Origin of the sequence: Halobacillus alkaliphilus, assembly GCF_900113125.1 — a bacterium.
Classification (GTDB): domain Bacteria; phylum Bacillota; class Bacilli; order Bacillales; family Halobacillaceae; genus Halobacillus; species Halobacillus alkaliphilus.
This window is the reverse complement of record NZ_FOOG01000036.1, coordinates 16,893-39,283: the sequence shown is the minus strand read 5'-3', so window position 1 is coordinate 39,283 and position 22,391 is coordinate 16,893. Positions and strand designations below refer to the sequence as shown.

General features: G+C 40.8%; 17 protein-coding genes and 1 other annotated feature. Of the genes, 1 reads left to right on the top strand and 16 read right to left on the bottom strand.

Features of this window, described 5'->3' with window-relative positions; translation table 11 throughout:
- Positions 1-561: 561 nt before the first annotated feature.
- The 10 genes from BMZ06_RS16020 to hemA form a co-directional block, all read right to left on the bottom strand.
- Positions 562-2,295, bottom strand: coding sequence for a sensor domain-containing diguanylate cyclase (locus BMZ06_RS16020; RefSeq protein WP_089753500.1), 1,734 nt, complete (start codon positions 2,293-2,295; stop codon positions 562-564).
- A 75-nt stretch (positions 2,296-2,370) separates the two neighbouring features.
- The gene (locus tag BMZ06_RS16015; RefSeq protein ID WP_089753497.1) at positions 2,371-3,657 is read right to left on the bottom strand and encodes a bifunctional folylpolyglutamate synthase/dihydrofolate synthase; all 1,287 of its coding nucleotides are present in this window, start codon (positions 3,655-3,657) and stop codon (positions 2,371-2,373) included.
- 57 nt (positions 3,658-3,714) lie between these two features.
- Positions 3,715-6,357, bottom strand: a complete 2,643-nt coding sequence (locus BMZ06_RS16010; RefSeq protein ID WP_089753495.1) for a valine--tRNA ligase — start codon at positions 6,355-6,357, stop codon at positions 3,715-3,717.
- A 58-nt stretch (positions 6,358-6,415) separates the two neighbouring features.
- Positions 6,416-6,645 (bottom strand) — a binding site (T-box leader).
- Between the two features lie 285 nt (positions 6,646-6,930).
- Entirely contained in the window at positions 6,931-7,932 is a 1,002-nt protein-coding gene (gene spoVID, locus BMZ06_RS16000) for a stage VI sporulation protein D (RefSeq protein WP_089753491.1), read from the bottom strand.
- 131 nt (positions 7,933-8,063) lie between these two features.
- On the bottom strand, positions 8,064-9,347 hold the full coding sequence (hemL, locus tag BMZ06_RS15995; RefSeq protein WP_089753488.1) for a glutamate-1-semialdehyde 2,1-aminomutase: 1,284 nt from the start codon (positions 9,345-9,347) through the stop codon (positions 8,064-8,066).
- Between the two features lie 29 nt (positions 9,348-9,376).
- Positions 9,377-10,354: a porphobilinogen synthase gene (hemB, locus tag BMZ06_RS15990; protein WP_089753485.1), complete on the bottom strand. Its 978-nt coding sequence runs from the start codon at positions 10,352-10,354 to the stop codon at positions 9,377-9,379.
- 16 nt (positions 10,355-10,370) lie between these two features.
- On the bottom strand, positions 10,371-11,129 hold the full coding sequence (locus tag BMZ06_RS15985) for a uroporphyrinogen-III synthase (protein ID WP_089753483.1): 759 nt from the start codon (positions 11,127-11,129) through the stop codon (positions 10,371-10,373).
- Entirely contained in the window at positions 11,129-12,058 is a 930-nt protein-coding gene (hemC, locus tag BMZ06_RS15980) for a hydroxymethylbilane synthase (protein WP_089753481.1), read from the bottom strand. The genes BMZ06_RS15985 and hemC overlap by 1 nt, the downstream gene beginning before the upstream one ends.
- A gap of 12 nt (positions 12,059-12,070) precedes the next feature.
- A complete protein-coding gene (locus tag BMZ06_RS15975; protein ID WP_089753480.1) occupies positions 12,071-12,889 on the bottom strand; it encodes a cytochrome c biogenesis protein in 819 nt (272 codons plus the stop codon).
- A gap of 14 nt (positions 12,890-12,903) precedes the next feature.
- Positions 12,904-14,277: a glutamyl-tRNA reductase gene (gene hemA, locus BMZ06_RS15970; protein ID WP_089753478.1), complete on the bottom strand. Its 1,374-nt coding sequence runs from the start codon at positions 14,275-14,277 to the stop codon at positions 12,904-12,906.
- 247 nt (positions 14,278-14,524) lie between these two features.
- Between hemA and BMZ06_RS15965 the strand changes: the two genes are divergently transcribed.
- Positions 14,525-15,001, top strand: coding sequence for a LiaI-LiaF-like domain-containing protein (locus tag BMZ06_RS15965; RefSeq protein ID WP_089753476.1), 477 nt, complete (start codon positions 14,525-14,527; stop codon positions 14,999-15,001).
- A gap of 42 nt (positions 15,002-15,043) precedes the next feature.
- Here the strand turns inward: BMZ06_RS15965 and BMZ06_RS15960 are convergent, their stop codons facing one another.
- The 6 genes from BMZ06_RS15960 to clpX all read right to left on the bottom strand — a co-directional run bounded on the left by BMZ06_RS15960 (position 15,044) and on the right by clpX (position 22,291).
- Entirely contained in the window at positions 15,044-15,766 is a 723-nt protein-coding gene (locus BMZ06_RS15960; RefSeq protein ID WP_089753502.1) for an amino acid ABC transporter ATP-binding protein, read from the bottom strand.
- A 32-nt stretch (positions 15,767-15,798) separates the two neighbouring features.
- The gene (locus BMZ06_RS15955; RefSeq protein ID WP_089753474.1) at positions 15,799-16,482 is read right to left on the bottom strand and encodes an amino acid ABC transporter permease; all 684 of its coding nucleotides are present in this window, start codon (positions 16,480-16,482) and stop codon (positions 15,799-15,801) included.
- A gap of 79 nt (positions 16,483-16,561) precedes the next feature.
- On the bottom strand, positions 16,562-17,392 hold the full coding sequence (locus BMZ06_RS15950; RefSeq protein ID WP_089753473.1) for a transporter substrate-binding domain-containing protein: 831 nt from the start codon (positions 17,390-17,392) through the stop codon (positions 16,562-16,564).
- 354 nt (positions 17,393-17,746) lie between these two features.
- Positions 17,747-18,334: a ribosome biogenesis GTP-binding protein YihA/YsxC gene (gene yihA / locus BMZ06_RS15945; RefSeq protein WP_089753471.1), complete on the bottom strand. Its 588-nt coding sequence runs from the start codon at positions 18,332-18,334 to the stop codon at positions 17,747-17,749.
- Positions 18,324-20,654 (bottom strand): endopeptidase La, encoded by a 2,331-nt coding sequence (lon, locus tag BMZ06_RS15940; protein WP_089753470.1) that lies wholly within the window; start codon positions 20,652-20,654, stop codon positions 18,324-18,326. Before lon ends, yihA begins: the two co-directional genes overlap by 11 nt.
- A 359-nt stretch (positions 20,655-21,013) precedes the next feature.
- A complete protein-coding gene (clpX, locus tag BMZ06_RS15935; RefSeq protein ID WP_014643922.1) occupies positions 21,014-22,291 on the bottom strand; it encodes an ATP-dependent protease ATP-binding subunit ClpX in 1,278 nt (425 codons plus the stop codon).
- Positions 22,292-22,391: the final 100 nt, after the last annotated feature.

Sequence of the window (22,391 nt, the reverse complement as noted above, 5' to 3'; positions counted from 1 at the left end):
TTCGCTTGCCCTCCACGTGACCATTTCGTTCTATTGTGTGGCATCGATCTTCCACCCCAGTTACGCCCTCGAAGACTTCACTTCTCTCTCGCAACTGGTTGATCTATTCTGTGTCATCAGATGATGCGTACGCCAGGAAAATGGTACTCATTTTATGATTCAGCCCTTCCCCTACCTTCCGGAAGGTAAGGTACTATGGCTTCGGCTGACTTCTGATGGTTCAGCGATTCTTTGGGGAATCGGTTACCGCATGTGTACGGCTTGTCCATCAGACCTCCCCGGGTAAAAGCATAAACTTCCTTTCCATATCCCCGCCTCATTTACTGCCTGCCCCTTTGGTCGTTGGGGTTTCGTCTTGTTATGCAGACTCACCCCAGACAGACAGCCTTTTATGAGATTTGTGTTCCTCGGGTCGGAAATTTGTCTCCGGCTTCCTTCAGATTTCAGGTCACCCTGGACACCCTTGCCTTTGACTAACGGCTACAACGACCTTCGCCGCTCGGGACTTGAACCCTAGAGTTTACACCCGTGCCGGGCACACATAAAGACGTCCAATAACAATTATTGGACGTTTGTGTTCATTTGATTATAAGCCGCTACCTTATTTCTTCCTTGCTGCTTCGCACCTACGTACATCGCTCGATCCGCATGGCGAATTAATTCTAAGGGCTCTTCACAATCATCCGGGTAAACCGCCACTCCTATACTAGCAGTAACATTAACCTCCTGCACCGTCTCCCATCTTAATATGTGATCGTGAGAATAAAAAGGTTCAGAAGATATGGCATGTTTAATTTCTTCAGCTAAATTAAAGGATTGATCAGCCGCATATCCCGGAAGAAGAATCACAAATTCTTCTCCGCCATAACGAGCAAGCACTCCTCTATTAGTTAGAACCATCCGCAGTCTTTCAGAAAGCAGACAAAGAATCTCATTCCCACTTTCATGTCCATAGGTATCATTGACTTTCTTAAAATGATCAATGTCTAAAAGAATAAGAGAAATTGGTTTCTTGATGTCTTCTTTTTCCCATTGCGAAAATAGATCCTGCAAATAGTTTTCAAAGTAACGATAATTGTAAAGGCCCGTAAGAGGGCATCGTTCACTTTCTTCTTTTCGCTGCTCATAGTGTCTCGCATTATCAATAGCAACCCCCAGGTAATTGCCAAGAATCCTAAGAATCATAAACTGAAATTGTAGAAATGCCCTCTTCTTTTTAGAATAAATAGTTATAATGCCTACAATCTCGTTATTTCTTTCTACAGGTACAGAAAGGACACTTTCCGCATTCTCAGGAGTAAATGAATTCGCCATGTGCTTCCACTCAGCTCTCTTTTTATAATGGAAACTCCCGGTTTTTTTCCTTACTGCCCTGCTAACGCCTTCCCCTCTATTCATTTGCAACTCTGACAACTTCATCTCTCCGGTACGATCAAAGAAGCGGATGAGCTTTAATTGATGTTCAGATAGTACATCATAAACATAGATGTAATCAAGAGGAAGCAATTCGCTGAGGCGGTCTACAAATAAGTCAAGAACATCCTTAACCCCAAGTTTCCCCGTAAGTTCATGTCCAATCTTACTAGTTCTCTTTAAGTAGGAGTTGATCTCATGGCTATTATGAAAGAGCATGAACATTCCAGAAATAAAGATAAAAGGAATTCCAACAAAAAACATAGCACTTATTCCAAATTCAAGGAAAACAATATAAAGTACAAATCCAACAGGGAGCACAATACCTGCAGTGGCTACGTCCCAGACAAAACCACTGTCCCACCATACGATTTTCTGCTTATAGATTATCTTTGTAATTATTTTCAACGAAAGTTGATTGAGAAAAATCTGTGATAACGCGTATGTAATGATTGGGAGGGCATCCGTTATAGAGGAAACCGCTTCTCCCGCATGCTCTCCACCCAAAGCATAATATACTTGAGCTGATAGGATTGATATAGCAAGAAACATCATAAAATTAATAGGGATTCGATGAGAGGAGGTCCGGTCCACGCGAACCTTCAAAAGTAGAAAGAGCAAAGATACTTGGGAAATGATAATTTCTACAAATAATCCATATTGTAAAAAAGCCGCAAATGCAATTCCATGAGTAAAGAATACAGGGTTATCCCCAATCCGCAGAGGAAAGAGGGCTACGATGGAGGCAAGTATGACAAAAGACCCTATTTCCAATATATTCACGTGGAGGGGCGGGTCCAGCCAACGATACATTAAGTAGATGCTCGAAGGCCATAAACAAACCCAAAGTATCCATATCTTGACTCTTTTGTCCCTTTCCATCCTTGCACCTCATCCTTGACAATATTTCCTTTTATTAGGAAAAATTAAGTAACTCAAATGTTACCATACCAGGGGTTAATATTCAAAATATTTCCTTATTTCTGATATAAAATAGAGGGATCCTGTGATGAGTAATACATCTCCTGTTTTTATCGTGGACGTAGCTTCCCTGATTGCCTGAACATAATCAGAGACAGTTATAGTATCAGGTATAGGGGAGAGCTCAGTTAGCTCACTGCCCGTCATAGCTCTTGGGAACTCAAAGGTAGTCATATAGGCGACATCGACAACCTCTTTTAGAATCTCAAGCATGTTTTTCACTGGTTTATCTTCTAAAGCAGAGTAAATAAGATGGACACGTTTCCCGCTAAAATGCCGTTTCATGGTATCTACTAGAGCCCGTGTCCCTTCTTCATTATGGGCGCCATCAATAATGGTTACAGGGTTTGTACTAATTGTTTCAAAACGAGCAGGCCAGTGAGTTCTAAGCAGACCTCTGCTATATTGAGTACGATTTATGCCTACCCCCATTTTTTTCAGGTGCTCCATCGTTTGAAGGGCGAGAGCTGCGTTATCTACCTGGTGCCGGCCTTTCATAGGACTAAGCAAATCTCCGGAATGAAATGATGAAGTTTTAAATTCAAAGTACTCTCCTTCAAGTGAGCTTTTTATATGTTCTACTTGAAAATTTTCTCCTAAGATTGACACAGGAGCCTTATTAACCGAAGCCTGCTCTTTCAAAACACTCAAGGCAGACTCTTCTTTTGTCCCAGTAATAAGAGGTGTATTGGTTTTGATTATTCCTGCTTTTTCGTAAGCAATCTGTTCAAGTGTATTCCCTAAAATATTTATGTGGTCAAGTCCGATGTTTGTAATTACAGATAAAAGCGGCTGAATGATATTCGTGGAATCATAACGACCACCTAGACCGACTTCAAACAATATGAAGTCCAGGTGTTTTTGAGAAAAATATATCACAGCCATGGCCGTGATAATTTCAAATTCTGTTGGTTCACCAAGAGATGTGCCTTTCAACTTTTCTGCTAAAGGTTTAATTGCTTCTGTTAAAGCAGCAAGTTCAGCATCAGGAATGGCTTCCCCATTGACACTGATTCTTTCATTAAACCTTATAATATAGGGTGATGTGAATGTTCCTATATCGTAACCTTGCGTCTGCAGTAAATTACTTAAAAAAGTCACTGTCGAGCCTTTTCCATTTGTGCCTGCGATGTGAATAGCTTTCAGCTTTTTCTCTGGGTGTCCCAGTTCTTCCATCATCCACTCCATCCGCTTTAATCCAGGTTTGACTTTAAATTTTTCTCTAGAATGTATCCATTGGATGGCTTCCTGGTAGTTTGACATGTCATTCCCTCTTTTCAAAAAGAGGAGAGTACTCCTAAGAATACCCTCCAGCTTCATTTATGCTTTTAGTTCCTCGATACGCGCTTCAACTTTGGCACGCTTATCTAAATAGTCGTTCTCTTTTTCACGTTCCTCTTCTACAACATGTTCCGGTGCTTTTTTCACAAATCCTTCATTTGCCAGTTTCTTCTGAACACGGCTGACTTCCTGATCCCACTTTTTCCATTCTTTCTCCAGGCGTTTAATTTCATCTTCAATATTGATTAAGCCTGCTAACGGAAGGTATAGCTCCGCACCTGTAATAACAGAGGACATGGCCTTTTCAGGAGCTTGAAGATCTGTAGCAATAATTAATTCACTAGGATTACAGAACTTATCCAGATAATCACGGTTCTTTTCAAGTTCGCTCATTACATCTTCATCCTTTGCCTGAATCATTAACTGAATCTCTTTAGACATCGGAGTATCTACTTCTGCTCGGATGTTACGAACGGAGCGAATAATGGAAACGAGACGATTCATTTCTTGAACGGCTTGCTCATTATGAAATTCATCTCGTGTTTCTGGCCATGAAGCCTGAGTGATGGATTCCCCTTGATGAGGCAGGTGCTGCCAAATTTCCTCCGTGATGAATGGCATAAACGGATGCAGCATTCGCATGATCTGATCCAGTGTGTAAGCTAAAATAGACCTTGTGGTATGAATTCTTGACGAATCTTCCCCGTATAAAGGAAGCTTAGCCATTTCAATATACCAGTCACAAAAGTCATCCCAAATGAAGTTGTACAACTGCCTTCCGGCTTCACCAAATTCATATTTGTCAATATTTTGGGTAACTTGCTGAATGGTTTGGTTCAAGCGAGTCAGAATCCACTGATCAGCCACAGACTTTTCGCCGGATAAATCAATATCCTCGTATTTCAAATCACCCATGTTCATTAAGGCAAACCTGGAAGCATTCCAAATTTTATTGGCAAAATTCCATGTTGATTCTACTTTTTCCCAATGGAAACGCAGATCCTGACCGGGTGAAGACCCTGTCGATAAGAAATAACGCAGCGAATCGGCACCGTACTTATCGATTACGTCCATTGGATCTACACCATTACCAAGGGACTTACTCATTTTACGACCATCCGCATCCCGAACAAGTCCGTGAATAAGAACATCTTCAAACGGACGACGTCCTGTAAATTCAATGGATTGGAATATCATTCGGCTGACCCAAAAACCGATAATATCGTAACCTGTAACCAACACATTTGTTGGAAAATAACGCTTGTAGTCCTCACTATCTTCATCGGGCCATCCCATTGTAGAAAAAGGCCAGAGAGCTGAAGAGAACCATGTGTCAAGTACATCTTCATCCTGTATCCAGTTTTCCACATCTTTCGGCTCTTCTTTACCTACGTAAATTTTTCCTGTCTCTTTATGATACCATGCAGGAATTCGATGACCCCACCAAAGCTGACGTGAAATACACCAGTCACGCGTATTCTCCATCCAGTGAAGATAAGGTTTTTCAAAGCGGTCAGGCACAAATTGTACTTTGTCTTCCCCTTTTTGTAGATCTACTGAAGCTTCAGCCAAAGGCTTCATATCCACAAACCATTGAGTAGACAGATAAGGTTCTACAACAGCCCCGCTGCGTTCGGAATGGCCAACTGAATGAAGGTGCTCTTCAATTTCAAAAAGAATCCCCTCTGACTGAAGGTCTTTGACGATTTCCTTACGGCAATCAAATCGATCCATTCCCTGATATTTTCCTGCGTTCTCATTCATACTGCCATCTTCATTCATAATGAGTACACGTTCTAAATTATGGCGATTTCCTATTTCGAAATCATTCGGGTCATGAGCAGGGGTGATTTTAACCGCACCTGAACCAAATTCCATATCTACATAATCGTCTGCCACAATCTCAATTTCTCTTCCCACGATAGGTAGTATAGCTTTCTTCCCAATTAAGTGCTGGTAGCGTTCGTCTTCGGGATGAACAGCAATAGCCGTGTCTCCCAGCATCGTTTCGGGGCGGGTTGTTGCGATCTCAATTCCGCCTTCTTCATCCTTCAGCGGGTAGCGCATATGATAAAAGGCTCCCTGGACATCTTCATACTCTACTTCAATATCAGAAAGAGCGGTGCGAGTAGCTGGATCCCAGTTAATTATATATTCCCCTCGATAAATTAAACCTTTTTCATAAAGCTTAACAAACACTTCTTTAACCGCTTCGGACAACCCGTCATCAAGTGTGAATCTTTCACGTGAATAATCGAGACCAAGACCCAGTTTTTCCCATTGAGTACGGATAAATTGAGCATATTCTTTCTTCCACTCCCATGAATTTTCAAGAAATTTTTCTCTTCCTAATTCATGTCGGGAAGTTCCGGATTCTCTCAGTTTAGCCTCTACTTTGGCCTGTGTAGCAATACCGGCATGATCCATCCCGGGCAGCCAAAGGACATCATAGCCCTGCATCCGCTTCACACGACTTAAGATATCTTGAAGAGTAGTATCCCATGCATGTCCTAAATGTAATTTACCAGTAACGTTCGGAGGGGGAATAACGATGGTATAAGGTTCTTTATTCTTATCTCCTGACGCTTCGAAAAACTTCCCATCCACCCAGTACTGATAGCGATCCTTTTCAACGGCTGCAGGATCATACTTGGTTGGCATTGAAAGATCTGTTTGATTCATATGGATCTTCCTCCTTTTATCATCTGTATTTATAAAATAAAAAAATCTCTTTCGTCCTCAAAAGGACGAAAGAGATCTAATTCCGTGGTACCACCTTAATTTACAAACATGCCTTGCATATCTGTACACTTAAAAAAATAACGGCTTCTAACCGGCTTCTTCTACTTTTCGTTCAAAGAAGCTGCTCCAAGGGCGACCTTCCACCAACATATAGCCTGGAAAACTCTCACCACCCGTTTTCCTCTCTGAAGGATATGTCCATGTACTCTTCCCTGTCACGGCATTTCACGTATAATGCTTCTATTACATATTGTATATAGAAATGATTGTTTTAGTCAACTATTTGTGAAAAAAACGCGAATATGCAGTGAAAGGAGGTTGATGGTCGTTGAGCCGCTTATACCGTTATCGTCTTCCACCATGGTGCCGTACTTGTTTATTTGTATTCGAAAAAGCTTTATTGCCAATTCTGGTTTTCCAATGTATCCGGACAATCTTATTTCCTACAACATTTGACGTCTTCTTATTAGGAATTATTGTTGGACTTTTTCTCGCTTTTCGTTATAAATGGATTTAACTAGGAATATACACGATTTGACCAGGGGAAACTTCATCTCTATGTTCATTTACTTTTTCCAACTGGTGGATGGATACTTCATATTTTTCAGCAATAGAAGCTAGCGTTTCATCTTCTTGAGCGATATACATTTTCATTTGTGTGTAAGTCTCTTCCCGGTTGGGAAACAGGTGCTTAAATATCTGTTTGATTCCATCAAGTCCGCCTGGAGCTTTCTCTTTTTCTTCTGAGTCTTTAATCGAGGATTCCATATAAGAGGAAGAAGCGCTCATTTCTTCTTCCACAGTGCTTTCGTGCCACGCACTAGTACTCTCAGCTGAAACCTCAGGCGTTTCTTCTTTTTTATCATGACCAAAAAATTCTGCGAAATTCTGAGACTTTTTATGAGGCCATCTGCCTTCTTCTTCTATCTCCTGAGCCGACAGATCATTCCTGTTAGTCAGCTGAACCACAGGGGCTTCCCTTTCAGGAACTATAGGATTCTCTTTTTCCTTACGTTCTTCTTTATAATCCACTGGACCAAGAGTCGCCGACTCATCAAATGTATCCGAATTATCTGCGGCATTTACTTTTTGCTCGACCCCGTTGATATTTAACTGAGCATGCAGCCTTAGCTGATTATTCGAAGGAAGTTCATAATCGAAACTTTCTATATCAATGAGGACATCTTCCAGACTTGAAATCCGTTCGAGCGGTACTGTAATTTCTACAGGGAATGAATGGGAAAAATAACAGATCCCTTCTTCACCTGATTCCACATGATCCATTGTCCTTACCGACTGCAGCGGGGCAGCCTCTTCATATTTATGATCAGCTTGGTGGGGTACATATTCTCCTGCCAGATCGACTGTTCCTTTTAAACGTACTTCATCTCCATTTTCCTCAATTACGATTTCAGGCTCTAGTGAAATACCAATTAGTTCCCTGACGCCCTGTCCTTCCTTAAACCATATCGCTTCGTCTAAATAAAAAGAAAATACGTTTTGTTTATTTTTCAATGGATTTGCCCCTCCCAGAATATAATAAACCCAAGCCTCTATTACCACCTTATGCGGCAACTGATTTTATATACATGGAGGGTACAGAAAAAGGCATGGCCCAATACGGCCATGCCTCGTGTATTCCTTATTTACAGAGATGCAAATACTTTTTCTGCTGCCCTGATCGTTTTCTCTATATCTTCTTCTGTATGCTTCGTTGATAGAAAGAGTCCCTCAAATTGGGAAGGGGGAAGATAGATTCCTTCTTCGATCATCCCTTGGTAATAGCGCGTGAACATTTCAAGATTAGAAGCATTTGCGGTTTCAAAATCGATTACAGGATCATTCGTAAAGAAGAAGCCTACCATCGATCCTGCCCTGTTAACCGTCAATGGAATGTTGTTTGCTTTTGCCGCTTCTTCATACCCTTCTATGAGACGGTCCACTTTTTTATTAATTCCTTCATAAGCTTCTTCTGTCATGGATGAAACCGTTTCGTAACCAGCTGTCATAGCTAATGGATTTCCTGACAAAGTACCGGCTTGATAGATGTCCCCAACCGGAGCCACTCGTTCCATAATACGACGCTTCCCTCCATAAGCTCCAACAGGTAAGCCGCCACCAATTACTTTTCCAAGACAGGTCATATCCGGTGTAACACCAAAGTGACCTTGCGCACTATGATAGCCGACACGGAATCCAGTCATTACTTCATCAAAGATCAATACAGTGCCATTATTCTCCGTTAACTCGCGAAGTTCCTGCAGGAATCCATCCTGAGGAGGCACAACACCCATATTCCCTGATACAGGTTCAATAATGACCGCAGCCAAGTCATCTCCATACTGTTCAAAAACATAGCGGACACTTTCTAAATCATTGTATGGAACCGTGATCGTATTTTGAGCAATGGATGCTGGAACCCCTGGGGAATCTGGCAGTCCTAAAGTGGCAACACCAGAGCCTGCTTTAATAAGAAGAGAATCTCCATGCCCATGATAATTCCCTTCGAATTTGAGAATTTTGTCACGACCGGTGTACCCACGGGCAACACGCAGTGCGCTCATTGTGGCTTCTGTTCCTGAATTGACCATTCTTAGCATTTCAATGGATGGAACACGTTCAATAACTAACTCAGCAAGATGATTTTCAATTTCTGTAGGAGTACCGAAGCTCGTACCTTGTTCCGTTACTTTTTTTAAAGACTCTACTACCTTTTCATCCGCATGCCCTAAAATTAAAGGGCCAAAACTAAGTACATAATCGATGAATTCGTTGCCGTCCAGATCATAAAGTTTAGAACCTTTTCCTTTTTCCATAAAAATAGGATCCATGTTTACAGAATTAAATGCCCTTACCGGAGAGTTAACTCCGCCCGGCATTAAATCCACAGCTTTATTATAAGCAGCTGAAGAGCGGTCAAATTGTTTCATAGCGACTCATCCTTTCTAAAATTAGTGGTTTATTCGTCCAACCATTTAGCTGCATCTTTGGCAAAGTAAGTAACAATGAGATCAGCTCCTGCCCGCTTCATAGCTGTAAGCTTTTCGAGAACAATTTCCTGCTCATTCACCCAGCCATTTTGAGCGGCAGCTTTAATCATAGAGTACTCCCCGCTCACGTTGTAAGCAACAAGCGGTAGATTAAAGCGGTCCTTCACTTCTCGCATGATATCTAAATAAGCAAGGGCGGGTTTCACAATAAGGAAATCTGCACCTTCTTGTACATCCGATTCTGCTTCACGAAGCGCCTCCAAACGGTTCGATGGGTCCATCTGATAGGCTCTTCGATCGCCAAATTGAGGAGAACTATGAGCCGCATCTCGGAAAGGACCGTAAAATGAGGAAGCATATTTTACCGCATAGGACATAATTGGAATCTGGCTGTACCCGGCCTCATCCAGTCCTTTTCGAATAGCAGCAACAAATCCATCCATCATATTGGAAGGTGCAATAATGTCCGCCCCAGCTTCAGCTTGCGTAACGGCTGTCTGGGTAATATATTTAAGCGATTCATCATTATCAATATCCCCTTCACGAACAATGCCGCAATGCCCATGATCCGTGTACTGACATAAACATGTATCTGCAATCACTGTTAATGAAGGAACTTCTTCTTTAATTTGACGGATGGATCTTTGAACAATTCCCTCTTTATGATAAGCCTGACTGCCTACTTCATCTTTTTCATTCGGCACCCCGAAAACAATAACGGAACGAACACCCACACGAGTTAATTCATTCATCTCCTCCGTTAAATAATCAAGTGACACTTGATAAACCCCCGGCATGGAAGCTACTTCATTCTTAATCCCTTCCCCTTCAACCACAAAAATGGGGAAGATTAGATCGTCTTTCCTTAAATGCGTTTCCCGCACTAATGCTCTCATAGACGCTGTACGCCGCAGACGACGATGGCGTTTGAAATCTAAATCTGACATAGTATCGATTCCCTTCTTATGAAAAAAATTGCACCATCTTATCTACCATATCTTCCATTGTATAATGCTCGGGTAATAAAACATTTCGAAAACCGAAATGCTCTGCCTGATTGGCAGTCGTTGGTCCTATGCAAAAACACGGAAGATCCCGGCCCGTCTCGGGCATGCCTCTCATAATAGCAAAATAGGCCTGGACGGTAGAGGGGCTTGTAAATGTTAGTGCATCAATCTTACGATTGTTGATCAATTGACGAATCTGTTTCTGATGCTCTTTCAATAGTAGCGTATCATAGACCGTGATTGCTTGGAAAAAGACCTGCTGTTCTGCAAATTTTTCTGGAAGAACGTCCCTTGAGCGGTTCCCTCTAACATATAGGATCATGCCTCGGACACTTTCTTCTTTAAAAAATTCTTCAGCCATGGTATCAGCCTGAAAGCTGGATGGCATAAAATCAGCATTGCGCCCGTAAGTATTAAGTGTACGCGCTGTTTTTTCTCCAATAATAGCAAACCTAAGAGTATCAGGGATACAAACTCCTGATTTATTTACCAGCTCGAAAAAAAACTTCACACCATTAGAGCTTGTAATAAAAACCCATGCATAGTTGTGAAGTTTCTTGAGGATCTCTTGATTCTCCTTCGAGTCATTTAATTGAAAGTGAAGAAGAGGGGTTTTTAAAGCCCTCCCCCCTTCCTTATTTATCCGGTCTACAAAAGGCCTTGCCTGGGATGCGCCTCTTGTAACAAGGATCGTTTTCCCCGCAAGAGGCTTCATTACTGGTCATACTCCTCTTTAGCCTGATCAACAATTTCCTGGGCTCCTTGAGCTTTGAGACGATCAGCAGCTTCTTTTCCTACTGCCAGCGGGTCTTCCCCTCTCACAGTTTCATGAAGAATGGTTTTACCATCTGGAGTACCCACCAATGCGCTCAGAATAATTTCACTGCCTTTTCTATATGCATACCCTCCGATAGGAACTTGACAGCCCCCATTTAAATCATGAAGAAACTTACGTTCAGCCGATACGGTTGTAGCTGTATATTCATGATTAATCTGCATAAGCAAGTCCCTTAACGAAGAATCATTTTCCCGGCACTGTATCGCTAGCGCCCCTTGCCCTACGGCAGGCACACATACTTCCGGCTCTAAATATTCGGTTACAAGATTATCATCCCAGCCCATACGTTTTAATCCTGCGGCCGCTAAGACAATCGCATCAAAGTCTTCTTCTTTCAATTTTCGAAGACGTGTATCAATGTTGCCGCGAATCCACTTCACTTCAACGTCTGGTCTCACAGCTTTGATTTGAGCACTCCGCCGCAGACTGCTGGTTCCTACAATGGCTCCTTCGTGCAAGTCTTTAAGCGCAACGTTGCCATTCGATACAAATGCATCTCTGTGATCTTCTCTAATTGGCACCGAAGCAACAGTTAAACCAGAAGCTACCTCAGAGGGCATATCCTTCATCGAGTGAACGGCCATATCAATTTCACCATCATACATGGCTTGTTCTATCTCTTTAATAAATAACCCTTTCCCTCCAACTTTGGATAAGGTCACATCCAGTATTTTATCCCCTTTTGTAGAAATTCTTTTAATTTCAAATTCATAACTGGGATCTATATTTTTCAGTTGTTCGATTACCCACTCCGTCTGAGTGATAGCTAAATTACTTTTTCTTGAACCGATCACTATTTTCTTCATGTGACTACCTCCTTAAAAATGAAAATTCGATAAAGAACCAAATAAAAAGAAATTAATTAATAGAAATAAAAAAGCGCCCGAGTTAAATATAGAAATGGAACGTCCCTGGTAACCTTTTACCACCCTTAAAACCAGGTAAACGATATACACGAAAAGCACAAGGAACGAGCCTAAAGTTTTTGAGTCATACCAATAAAATGTATCAGGTGATATATATCCCCAGGTAACGCCTAAGATTATAGCAATTAACAACAGAGGAACTCCCAGTATAACCGATATATAAGAAAAGTGATCCAGTTTTGTTAAGTCACCTAAACGAAACAGTTTAGCATTCCACTTTTTTTTCTTTAAAAGACGGTACTGCAGCAAGTACATAATTGAAAATATAAATGATAGTGTAAAAAAACCATAGGAAATAATGGCTAAACTAATATGAACCACAAGCATCTCATTTACGAGCTCCACTCCATGGTCCTTTAAATCATTCTGGGCTCTGGTCGATAAATGGATGAGTACAACAAGAAACCCTACAACATTCGTAAAGAACACTAGAAAGTCTACTCTAAACAGTCGATTAATAATTAAAGAGAACGTTACTAAAATCCAGGCATAAAAATATAAACCATCATATACGGTCATTATGGGTAAGTTCTTGTCTATAAAAACTTGGGTCAATAAAAAAAAGGTTTGTAAAACCCAAACCATACTAAGTAACCAGAAGGCTGTACGGTTAGCCTTCCGGTTCGTCTGCACAAAGTCAATGAAATATCCAATTAAACTAAGTCCATAAAGTAATAGGATGAGTTCGTACACCCATTTAAGCTCGAACATATGGACATCCACCCTTACGGATTAACAATTGAGTTGGCGACAGGAAAGAACTGGCCTGTCTTACCTTCTTGCTTCACAGCTGGTTGGTTTTTTTTCGTTTGTTCTTTAATTTCTTCTTCCACCTGCGCTTCAATCCCAAATATCTGAGTAAACAAGCGCAATGTTTCTTCCGAATCAGGCTGAGCCGCTAATTCTTTAGCCTGCAAAATAGGCTCCTTCAGCATTTGATTAATAATACTTTTCGTATGTTTACTAAGGACTTTTCTTTCACGATCCGTAAGTTCAGGCATTTTTCGTTCAATGCTCTTCATAGTCTCTGCTTGAATGCCAAGAGCTTTAGAGCGCAAAGCGGAGATTACAGGCACGACTCCAATAGTTTGTAGCCATTCTTTAAATTCTACAATTTCAGCTTCCACCATGATTTCAATTTCTTCGGCTGCTTGCTTGCGTATAGCCAAATTAGCGTCAACAATACCTTGAAGATCGTCTATATCATATAAAAATACGCTCTCCAGATTTTCCATGGCTGGGTCCAAATCTCTTGGCACAGCAATGTCTACAAAGAAGAGAGGTTTTCCTTTTCTTTTTCGGTGAATAGGCTCCATTTTCTCTTTAGTCACTACGTAATCTGTAGCTCCCGTGGAACTTATTACGATGTCAGCGTCAGTAAGAACAGAATCCAGATCTTCCATGGTCCGTGCTTGTCCATTAAACTGGTCAGCTACTACCTGTGCCTTAGAAAGGGTACGGTTAATGACTGTTACTTTCCGTACTCCCGATCCGTGCAAGTTTTTAGCAGCAAGCTCTCCCATCTTACCCGCACCCAGAATTACGATATGCTTATGAACAAGATCCCCGAATATTTTTCGGGAGAGCTCAACCGCAGCGTAACTTACAGAAACAGCATTTTCACTGATTTCTGTATCTTTGTGGGCTTTTTTAGCCATCGTTACCGCTTGTTTAAATAATTGATTAAAGATCGTCCCGGTGGTTCCTGCTTCCTGACCATTTATGAACGCTTGTTTCATTTGACCCAATATTTGGGTTTCCCCCAGCACCATTGAATCAAGACCAGAGGTCACTCGAAGCAAATGCTCAATTGCCCCATCCGTTTCATAAAAGGATAGGAATGGAGAGAATTCATCTTTATCAGCATGAAACCAATCTGCTAAAAATTGTTTAATATAATAGCGTCCCGTGTGCAACTGATCTACAACTGCATAAATTTCCGTACGATTGCATGTAGAAATAATCACATTTTCTAACACACTTTTTCGGGCATTTAACTCTTGCATAGCCTCTTTTAAGTGTGTTTCTGAAAAAGTGAGTTTTTCCCTAATTTCCACAGGGGCCGTTTTGTAGTTGAGACCAACAGCTAAAATATGCATTCCATCTACCCCCATTAAACGTTCCAGACTCTCACATATGATCTAGTATAACATGAATCCGCACACATTTTCCCGCAAATATACGAACAGATTTCGAAAATAATGTGATAGGATATAGATACGTTATAAAGAGTTTTAACTATTTTTTTAGAATAAATTTAAATTATAATCCGTTTGTAATATATCAAACCCACGCTCAATGCGCAAGTAAACAAAATTACTATTATTGGAATGGATGGATCGTTAGATGACTAAACAGAATTCTTTTATTGGTTTTTTACTCATTGGTTTTGGATTATATTTCCTGATTCGCCAATTAAATATTCCCTACTTATCTGAATTTTATTCGTGGCCTACTTTACTGTTTATTATTGGAGCTGCCTTTTTATTACACAGTTATATAGAAAAAGATCACTCAAGTCTTTTTACCGGGGCATTACTGCTCGGGTTCGGCATTCATTTCCATGCCATCCACTATCTAGCTTTCTGGAAAGATGATTGGCCCTTTTACTTCGTGATCGTAGGAGCTGCTTTTCTGATTAGATATGCTGGTGCACGAAAAGGACTAATTCCAGCTCTTCTATTCCTTGGGTTCGGGTTTTTCGCATTATTCTGGCCGGCTAACCCTGAATGGTTTCAATGGATTCAAACTGGTTTTCAAACCATTATCAGATACTGGCCGCTGGTACTCATCATTTCTGGGCTATATGTATTAAAAAAATAGTTACAAAAAGCCGCTGTGATTTAAAGCCACAGCGGCTTTTCATTACAAGATAGAGCTTAAAAAAGCCTGAGTTCTTTCCTCTTTAGGATTTTCAAAAATATCTTTTGGAGCGCCTGTCTCCACTATTCTCCCTTCGTGCATATAAACTACGCGATCTGCTACCTCACGAGCAAAGCCCATCTCGTGGGTAACCACAACCATTGTCATCCCCTCTTTAGCCAGATCCTTCATCGTTTGCAATACTTCACCTACAAGCTCTGGATCAAGAGCTGAGGTAGGTTCATCAAATAGCATGATCTCTGGCTTCATAGCCAGGGCACGCGCAATAGCTACGCGCTGCTTTTGTCCCCCGGATAAACGAGAAGGATAATCATTTGCTTTTTCTGCTAGACCTACCTTTTCAAGCAGTTCTTTACCTTCTTTTTTGGCTTGAGATTTGGAGAGCCCCTTCACTTGCGTAGGAGCTTCCATAACGTTTCCCAGCACGGTCTTATGAGGGAAAAGATTAAAGTGTTGAAAAACCATACCTACTTTTTGTCGAACTTCATTAACATTGTCTTTTTTCGGATTAACTTCATTTCCTTTGATAAAGATCTCACCGCTGTTTTTCATTTCCAAAAAGTTTAAACATCGCAGCATTGTACTCTTTCCTGATCCGCTGGCACCTATTAAAACAACGACTTCACTCTCTGCCACATGAAAATCAATATCCTTCAGAACATGGTTATCCCCGAAGTATTTATTTAATTTATTAACTTCTATCATTTGCTTAGCCAAACTGTATCCCTCCTCTATGGTTACTCATCGCCACTAACAGCCATTTTCTTCTCAATCAAGCTAACCACAAGGGTTAGAAGGAAGACAAGAATTAAGTAGTACACTGCACTTACGAGCAGCCATGTCATATAATCGAAAGTATTTGCCCCTTGTGTTGTAGCAACAGCGAATATCTCTGAAACTCCAATAAACGCAGCCAGAGACGAATCTTTTAACCCAATAATAAACTGATTACCGAGCGGGGGCAACGCACGTCGGAAAGCCTGAGGGAGAATGATTCTTCTCATCGTTAATGCCTGACTCATCCCAAGAGAACGTCCGGCTTCTGTTTGACCTTTACCTATGGATTGTATAGACCCTCGGAATATTTCAGCAATATAGGCACCATTATGGAATGCGAGTCCCAAAGAAACCGACCAGAATCCGCTAATCATCCATACGTTTGTCAAGCCATAATAGAATACAAAAATCTGCACAATAAGCGGTGTTCCCCTTACGATGTAAATATAAGCATTCGCGACCCATTCCAGAGGCTTAATATTAGAAATTTTTAATAAGGCAAAGAATAAACCAACAAATATTGCAATAAATATGGAAACTGCTGTTAATGCAAGGGTAAGCTGAGAAGCTTCAAAAAATAACTCCCGACTGTTTACAAGTGCTTCCCAAAACCCTCCCCAAAAAGAAATAAACTGTAAGTACATAACCTCAACTCCTCTTTAATGTCAAAAAAGAGTACGCACACGCGCACTCTTTAGACTTCCGTATAACTAAAATCATCAATTACTCAGGTTTAGTGGTAATATCGTCACCAAAGTATTCATTACTAATTTCAGCAAGGGTTCCATCTTCACGAAGTTTTTCGAGAGCTGCATTGACGTCTTCTAATAGCTTATCGTTATCTTTTGCTACGGCTACCGCCTGTTCACTGCGTTCAATCATTTTTTTAGCCTCAATTTCAAGATCCTGCTGCATCGCTTCTTTACCTGTTAAGAAGTCTGTGATAACAGCGTCATGACGGCCCTTTGCAAGTGATTGCAAGGCCACTACATCACTATCATATGTTTTAATATTTTCCGTTGCTCCCTCAGCAAATTTACTGTAAGTTGAACCTTTCGATACGGCAATCTCTTTCCCTTCTAAATCTTCAAGGGTTTCAATATCACTTCCAGGGCGTGTGAAAATTTGAGCTCCAGAGTAATAATATGGTGTTGAAAAAGCTACTTGTTCTGCACGTGCCTCTGTAATCGTATGGCTTGCTACGGCAGCATCAAAACGGCCTGTTTTAACACCTTCTACAATGGAGGCGAATTTCTGCTTTTGAGGATTTGGTTCAAGGCCCAGTTCCTCAGCTATTGCATTTGCCACGTCGATATCAAAGCCGGACATTTCCCCACTCGCATCTGTCATACTAAAGGGACGGAATTCTCCAGACGAGGCGAAAGTAAACTTACCCTCTTCAACTAAACCATAATCAGTATTGGATCCGCTCGATTCCTCCGAGCCTTCTTCGGAATCACCCGAAGTTTCTCCTCCGTCTTCACTGCTTCCACAAGCAGCCAAAGCAAAGATCAAAATAATAGTAAGAGGTAACATAAATAAATACTTTTTCATATTCTCCCAACCCTTCCCTTCATCAATTTGTCATCTAATTGTTATATTGGCAATAATATTAATTATATCTAGCATTCAAAGTTTTCCCAAAATTTAAAATAATGCATATCGAACCAAAATATCGGAAATGATGGATTGGTTAATGTAATTTCATTTAAATACTTATAAATGCATGAAATTGCTTGAAATTATCTTAAAGTCTTAGGGTTGTCATTTGATAAGTATTAGTCATCTTTGAACGATCTAAGGTTCCTTGAAGAGAAAACTTCATAATTGCTTGGTAACGTTGACCTTCCAAAAAGACAAAACGGTTGTACTGAAAAAAGCCACTTCTAACTAAAGAAGTGGCTTTCCTTACATATTCAAGTGTGCCAGCATAGTTTTCCACGCAAGTTCTTTTCCTTCTCCGGTTTCGGAGGAAAAAGGAATCAGAGTATCTTCTTCTTCCATCTCCAAAACCTCCTGAATCGTTTTTAGCTGTTTGTGTTTTTGACTTTTCTTAAGTTTGTCCAGCTTTGTTGCAATAACCATGACCGGTAATCCAAAGTGTTTTAGATAGTTATACATGATAACATCATCTTCTGTAGGTTTATGACGGGAGTCAATGATCAGAGCAGTTGCGCGCAGCTGCTCTCTTTCTGAAAAGTACTCTTCCATCATTTCTCCCCATTTTGCACGCTCTTTTTTAGATACTTTGGCATAGCCATACCCTGGAACATCTACGAAGTGAAACAGATCATTAATTATATAAAAATTTAATGTCTGAGTTTTTCCCGGTTTAGAAGAAGTACGAGCAAGATTTTTCCTTTGAATCATCTTGTTTATGAACGAAGATTTCCCTACATTTGATCTTCCCGCTAAGGCAATTTCCGGGATCGGAGCTTTCGGATACTGTTTTTTACTCGCTGCGCTAATTACAATATCTGCATAATTAACCTTCATGGACTTCCTCCACCAGCGCTTGGTTTAAGACTTCATCTAAGTGCTTAACCGGTATAAACGTTAACCCTTCACGGACACTTTCCGGTATATCTTCTAAATCCTTTTCGTTTTCAGAAGGAATAATAATTTTAGAAAGACCAGCCCTGTGGGCACTTAATGATTTCTGCTTTAATCCACCTATTGGCAACACTCGTCCTCGTAAAGTTATTTCTCCGGTCATACCAACCTCTTTCCGAACAGGCCGTCCGGTAAGCGCAGAAACCAGTGCAGTAGCAATCGTGATTCCTGCAGAAGGTCCGTCTTTAGGAGTTGCTCCTTCTGGAACATGGATATGAATATCATTCTTTTCTACAAAATCAGCATCGATATTTAGCTCTTGTGCACGGGAGCGAATGTAACTAAAGGCAGCTTGTGCGGATTCCTTCATAACATCCCCGAGTTTACCGGTAAGAGTCAGATTTCCTTTGCCTGGGTAGATAGATACTTCAATTGAGAGAGTATCGCCTCCTGCAGCAGTGTACGCGAGGCCTGTGGCTGTTCCAATTTGGTCCTCAAGCTCAGCTTGGCCATATCTGAATTTAGGACGGCCCAGCAGTTCTTCCAATTGCTTCTCTGTAACTACAACACGCTGCTTTTCACCCGAAACAATAATTTTAGCAGCTTTTCGGCATATACTTGCCAGTTCGCGCTCCAATCCGCGGACTCCAGCTTCACGCGTGTAAGTTCTGATCAATTTAAGCAAAGCGTCTTCCCTAATTTGGATTTGGCCTTTGCTCAAACCATTTTCTTTTATTTGTTTAGAAAGCAAATGCTCTCTTGCGATATGCAGTTTCTCTACTTCTGTGTAACCGGCTATTGTAATAACTTCCATACGATCCTGCAATGGTCCTGGAATAGAGGACATAGTATTGGCCGTCGCTACAAACATAACTTTAGATAAGTCATAATGTTCCTCAATAAAGTGATCACTAAAAGTACTGTTCTGTTCAGGGTCAAGTACTTCCAGCATGGCAGATGAAGGATCTCCCCTAAAATCACTGGCCATTTTATCGATCTCATCCATAAGAAATACAGGATTAACGGTTTCTGCCCTCTTCATTCCTTGAATGATTCTACCCGGCATCGCCCCGATATAAGTTCTCCGGTGTCCTCTTATTTCAGCTTCATCTCTCACTCCGCCGAGTGAAATGCGGACAAAATTACGGTTTATGGCACGTGCTATGGATTTTGCAAGGGATGTTTTACCTACTCCTGGAGGTCCGACTAGACATAAAATTGGACCTTTAATGGATTGGGTAAGTTGCTGGACAGCAAGATACTCGAGCACGCGCTCTTTTACCTTTTCCAATCCATAATGATCCTCATCTAATATTTTCTCTGCATGCTTAACATCTAAATTATCTTCCGTTTCAGCGGACCATGGAAGAGAAACAAGCCACTCAATATAATTACGGATAACGGAACTTTCCGCACTGCTTTGTGGCACTTTTTCATATCTGCCAAGTTCCTTATAGGCGATTTTCTCTACTCTTTCAGGCATTTCAGCTTCTTCAATCTTTTCTTTCAATTGAGCAACTTCACCCGTCTTGCCGTCTTTATCACCTAGCTCATTCTGTATCGCTTTCATCTGTTCACGTAAGTAATATTCTTTTTGTGTTTTTTCCATAGACTTCTTAACACGCTGCCCAATCTTTTGTTCAATTTGCAGGACATCACGTTCGTTCCCAATAAGTTCTATTAATTTCTGAAGACGTGCTTTCACATTCTCAGTTTCTAAAATGGACTGCTTATCTTTTAGTTTCACGGGCAAGTGAGAGGTTACGATATCCGCCAGATGACTCGGTTCATCTATGTCAGATACAGTGTTATAGGTCTCTTGGCTCACCTTTTTAGATACTTTTACGTATTGTTCAAATTGACTCATTAACGTTCGCATCAAGGCTTCTTCTTCATTTTTATCCTCGTGTTCATCCTCGAGTCTGTGAATATTTGCTTGATAAAATTCGTCACCTTCACTTACTTCATCAATTGTTGCACGATAAAGTCCTTCTACGAGTACACGATTTGTCCCATTAGGCAGTTTCACCATTTGCTTCACTCGTGCCACTGTACCAACAGAGTACATATCATCAGAAGATGGATCATCAATATTCACTTCTTTTTGTGATACAAGGAAGATTTCATTATCTTCCATCATGGCTTGCTCTAATGCATTAACCGATTTTTCTCTTCCAACATCCAGGTGCAGCACCATAGATGGGTACACTAACAATCCTCTAAGAGGAAGGAGGGGGATTTGATTTTTCTGTTTGTCTGTCATATTCTTTGCACCTCCGTATAATGCCAATACGTATTCTAATCATATATAAAACTTTTTGGAAAGTAAACGCAGGAAAACTATTGGTTTCCAATGCCGAACCCCCTTCACATTTGACGCGTGAAGGGGGCAGCCTCTTCAAATGATACCCATATTATGAGCAAGAAGCGCTTCTTTCATCCTGTATGTACCAAGCTTTATCACAAGAGTTTCTATTCAGGATAGGCTGTAAGGTATCCAATGAAATGTGCGGTGTCTACTTATCGATCTATCTCTTCTCGTAAAGGATAAAATTGAAGCCGCGCTACAGCTAGGCGTAGCGCGGCTTGAAGTTAAAGAGAAATACCTCTCCAAAGTTTTACTTAAGCACTTTCTTTAGGAGATTCTTTATTCTCATCTTCTACCGTTCCATCAGTCAGGATAAGCTTAGGACGGCCATTTTCCGCTGTAACTGTTTCTTTAGTAATGATGCATTTTTCAATATCATCACGTGAAGGTAATTCATACATAACATCAAGCATGATGCCTTCAATTATAGAACGCAGGCCGCGGGCACCTGTTTTACGTTCAATGGCCAGACGTGAAATTTCACGAAGACCTTCTTCTTCAATTTCCAGCTCTACATGGTCTATTTGGAACAATTTCTGATATTGCTTAACTAGTGCATTCTTAGGCTTAGTAAGAATTTCTACAAGTGCATCTTCATCTAATTGCTCAAGGCTTCCAATTACCGGCAACCGGCCAATAAATTCCGGGATCAACCCATAACTCAGCAAGTCCTCCGGGAGTACTTTTGTAAGCAACTCTTTCTTTTCATTCTCATCAACATTTTGTTCCGATCCAAATCCTATAACTTTACGTCCCAAGCGACGCTTGATAATTTGGTCAATTCCATCGAAGGCTCCCCCCACGATGAACAAAACATTGGTCGTGTCGATTTGAATAAATTCTTGATGAGGATGCTTTCGTCCTCCTTGTGGAGGGACACTAGCCTGTGTACCTTCAAGAATCTTCAGTAAAGCCTGCTGTACGCCTTCACCTGATACATCGCGTGTTATAGAAGGATTCTCAGACTTACGGGCCACTTTATCAATTTCATCAATATAAATTATACCTTTTTCAGCTTTTTCTACATCATAGTCAGCTGCTTGTATTAATTTAAGAAGAATGTTTTCCACATCTTCCCCTACATAGCCAGCTTCCGTTAATGAAGTTGCATCTGCAATGGCAAATGGAACATTTAATATACGGGCAAGTGTTTGAGCAAGAAGTGTTTTACCGCTTCCTGTAGGTCCAAGCATTAGAATATTACTCTTGGCAAGCTCTACATCATCATTTTTCGTACCTGCGTTAATACGCTTGTAATGATTGTAAACAGCTACGGATAAATTTTTCTTAGCTTGTTCTTGACCAATGACATAATCGTTGAGGATTTCACGGATCTCTTGTGGTTTTGGTACCTCTTTGAATTCTACTTCTTCTTCATTTCCAAGTTCCTCTTCAACAATTTCTGTACAAAGTTCAATACATTCATCACATATATATACCCCTGGTCCTGCCACGAGCTTGCGAACCTGCTCTTGACTTTTACCGCAGAAAGAACACTTTAGCTGTCCTTTTTCCTCATTGAATTTAAACATACATTTCACCCCTTAATAAAATGACGCAATAGTTGCGACTGAAGTTTTAAGATATGACCTTAAACGATTCAGTTTCTTTTGCTCATCATACCAAAATAAC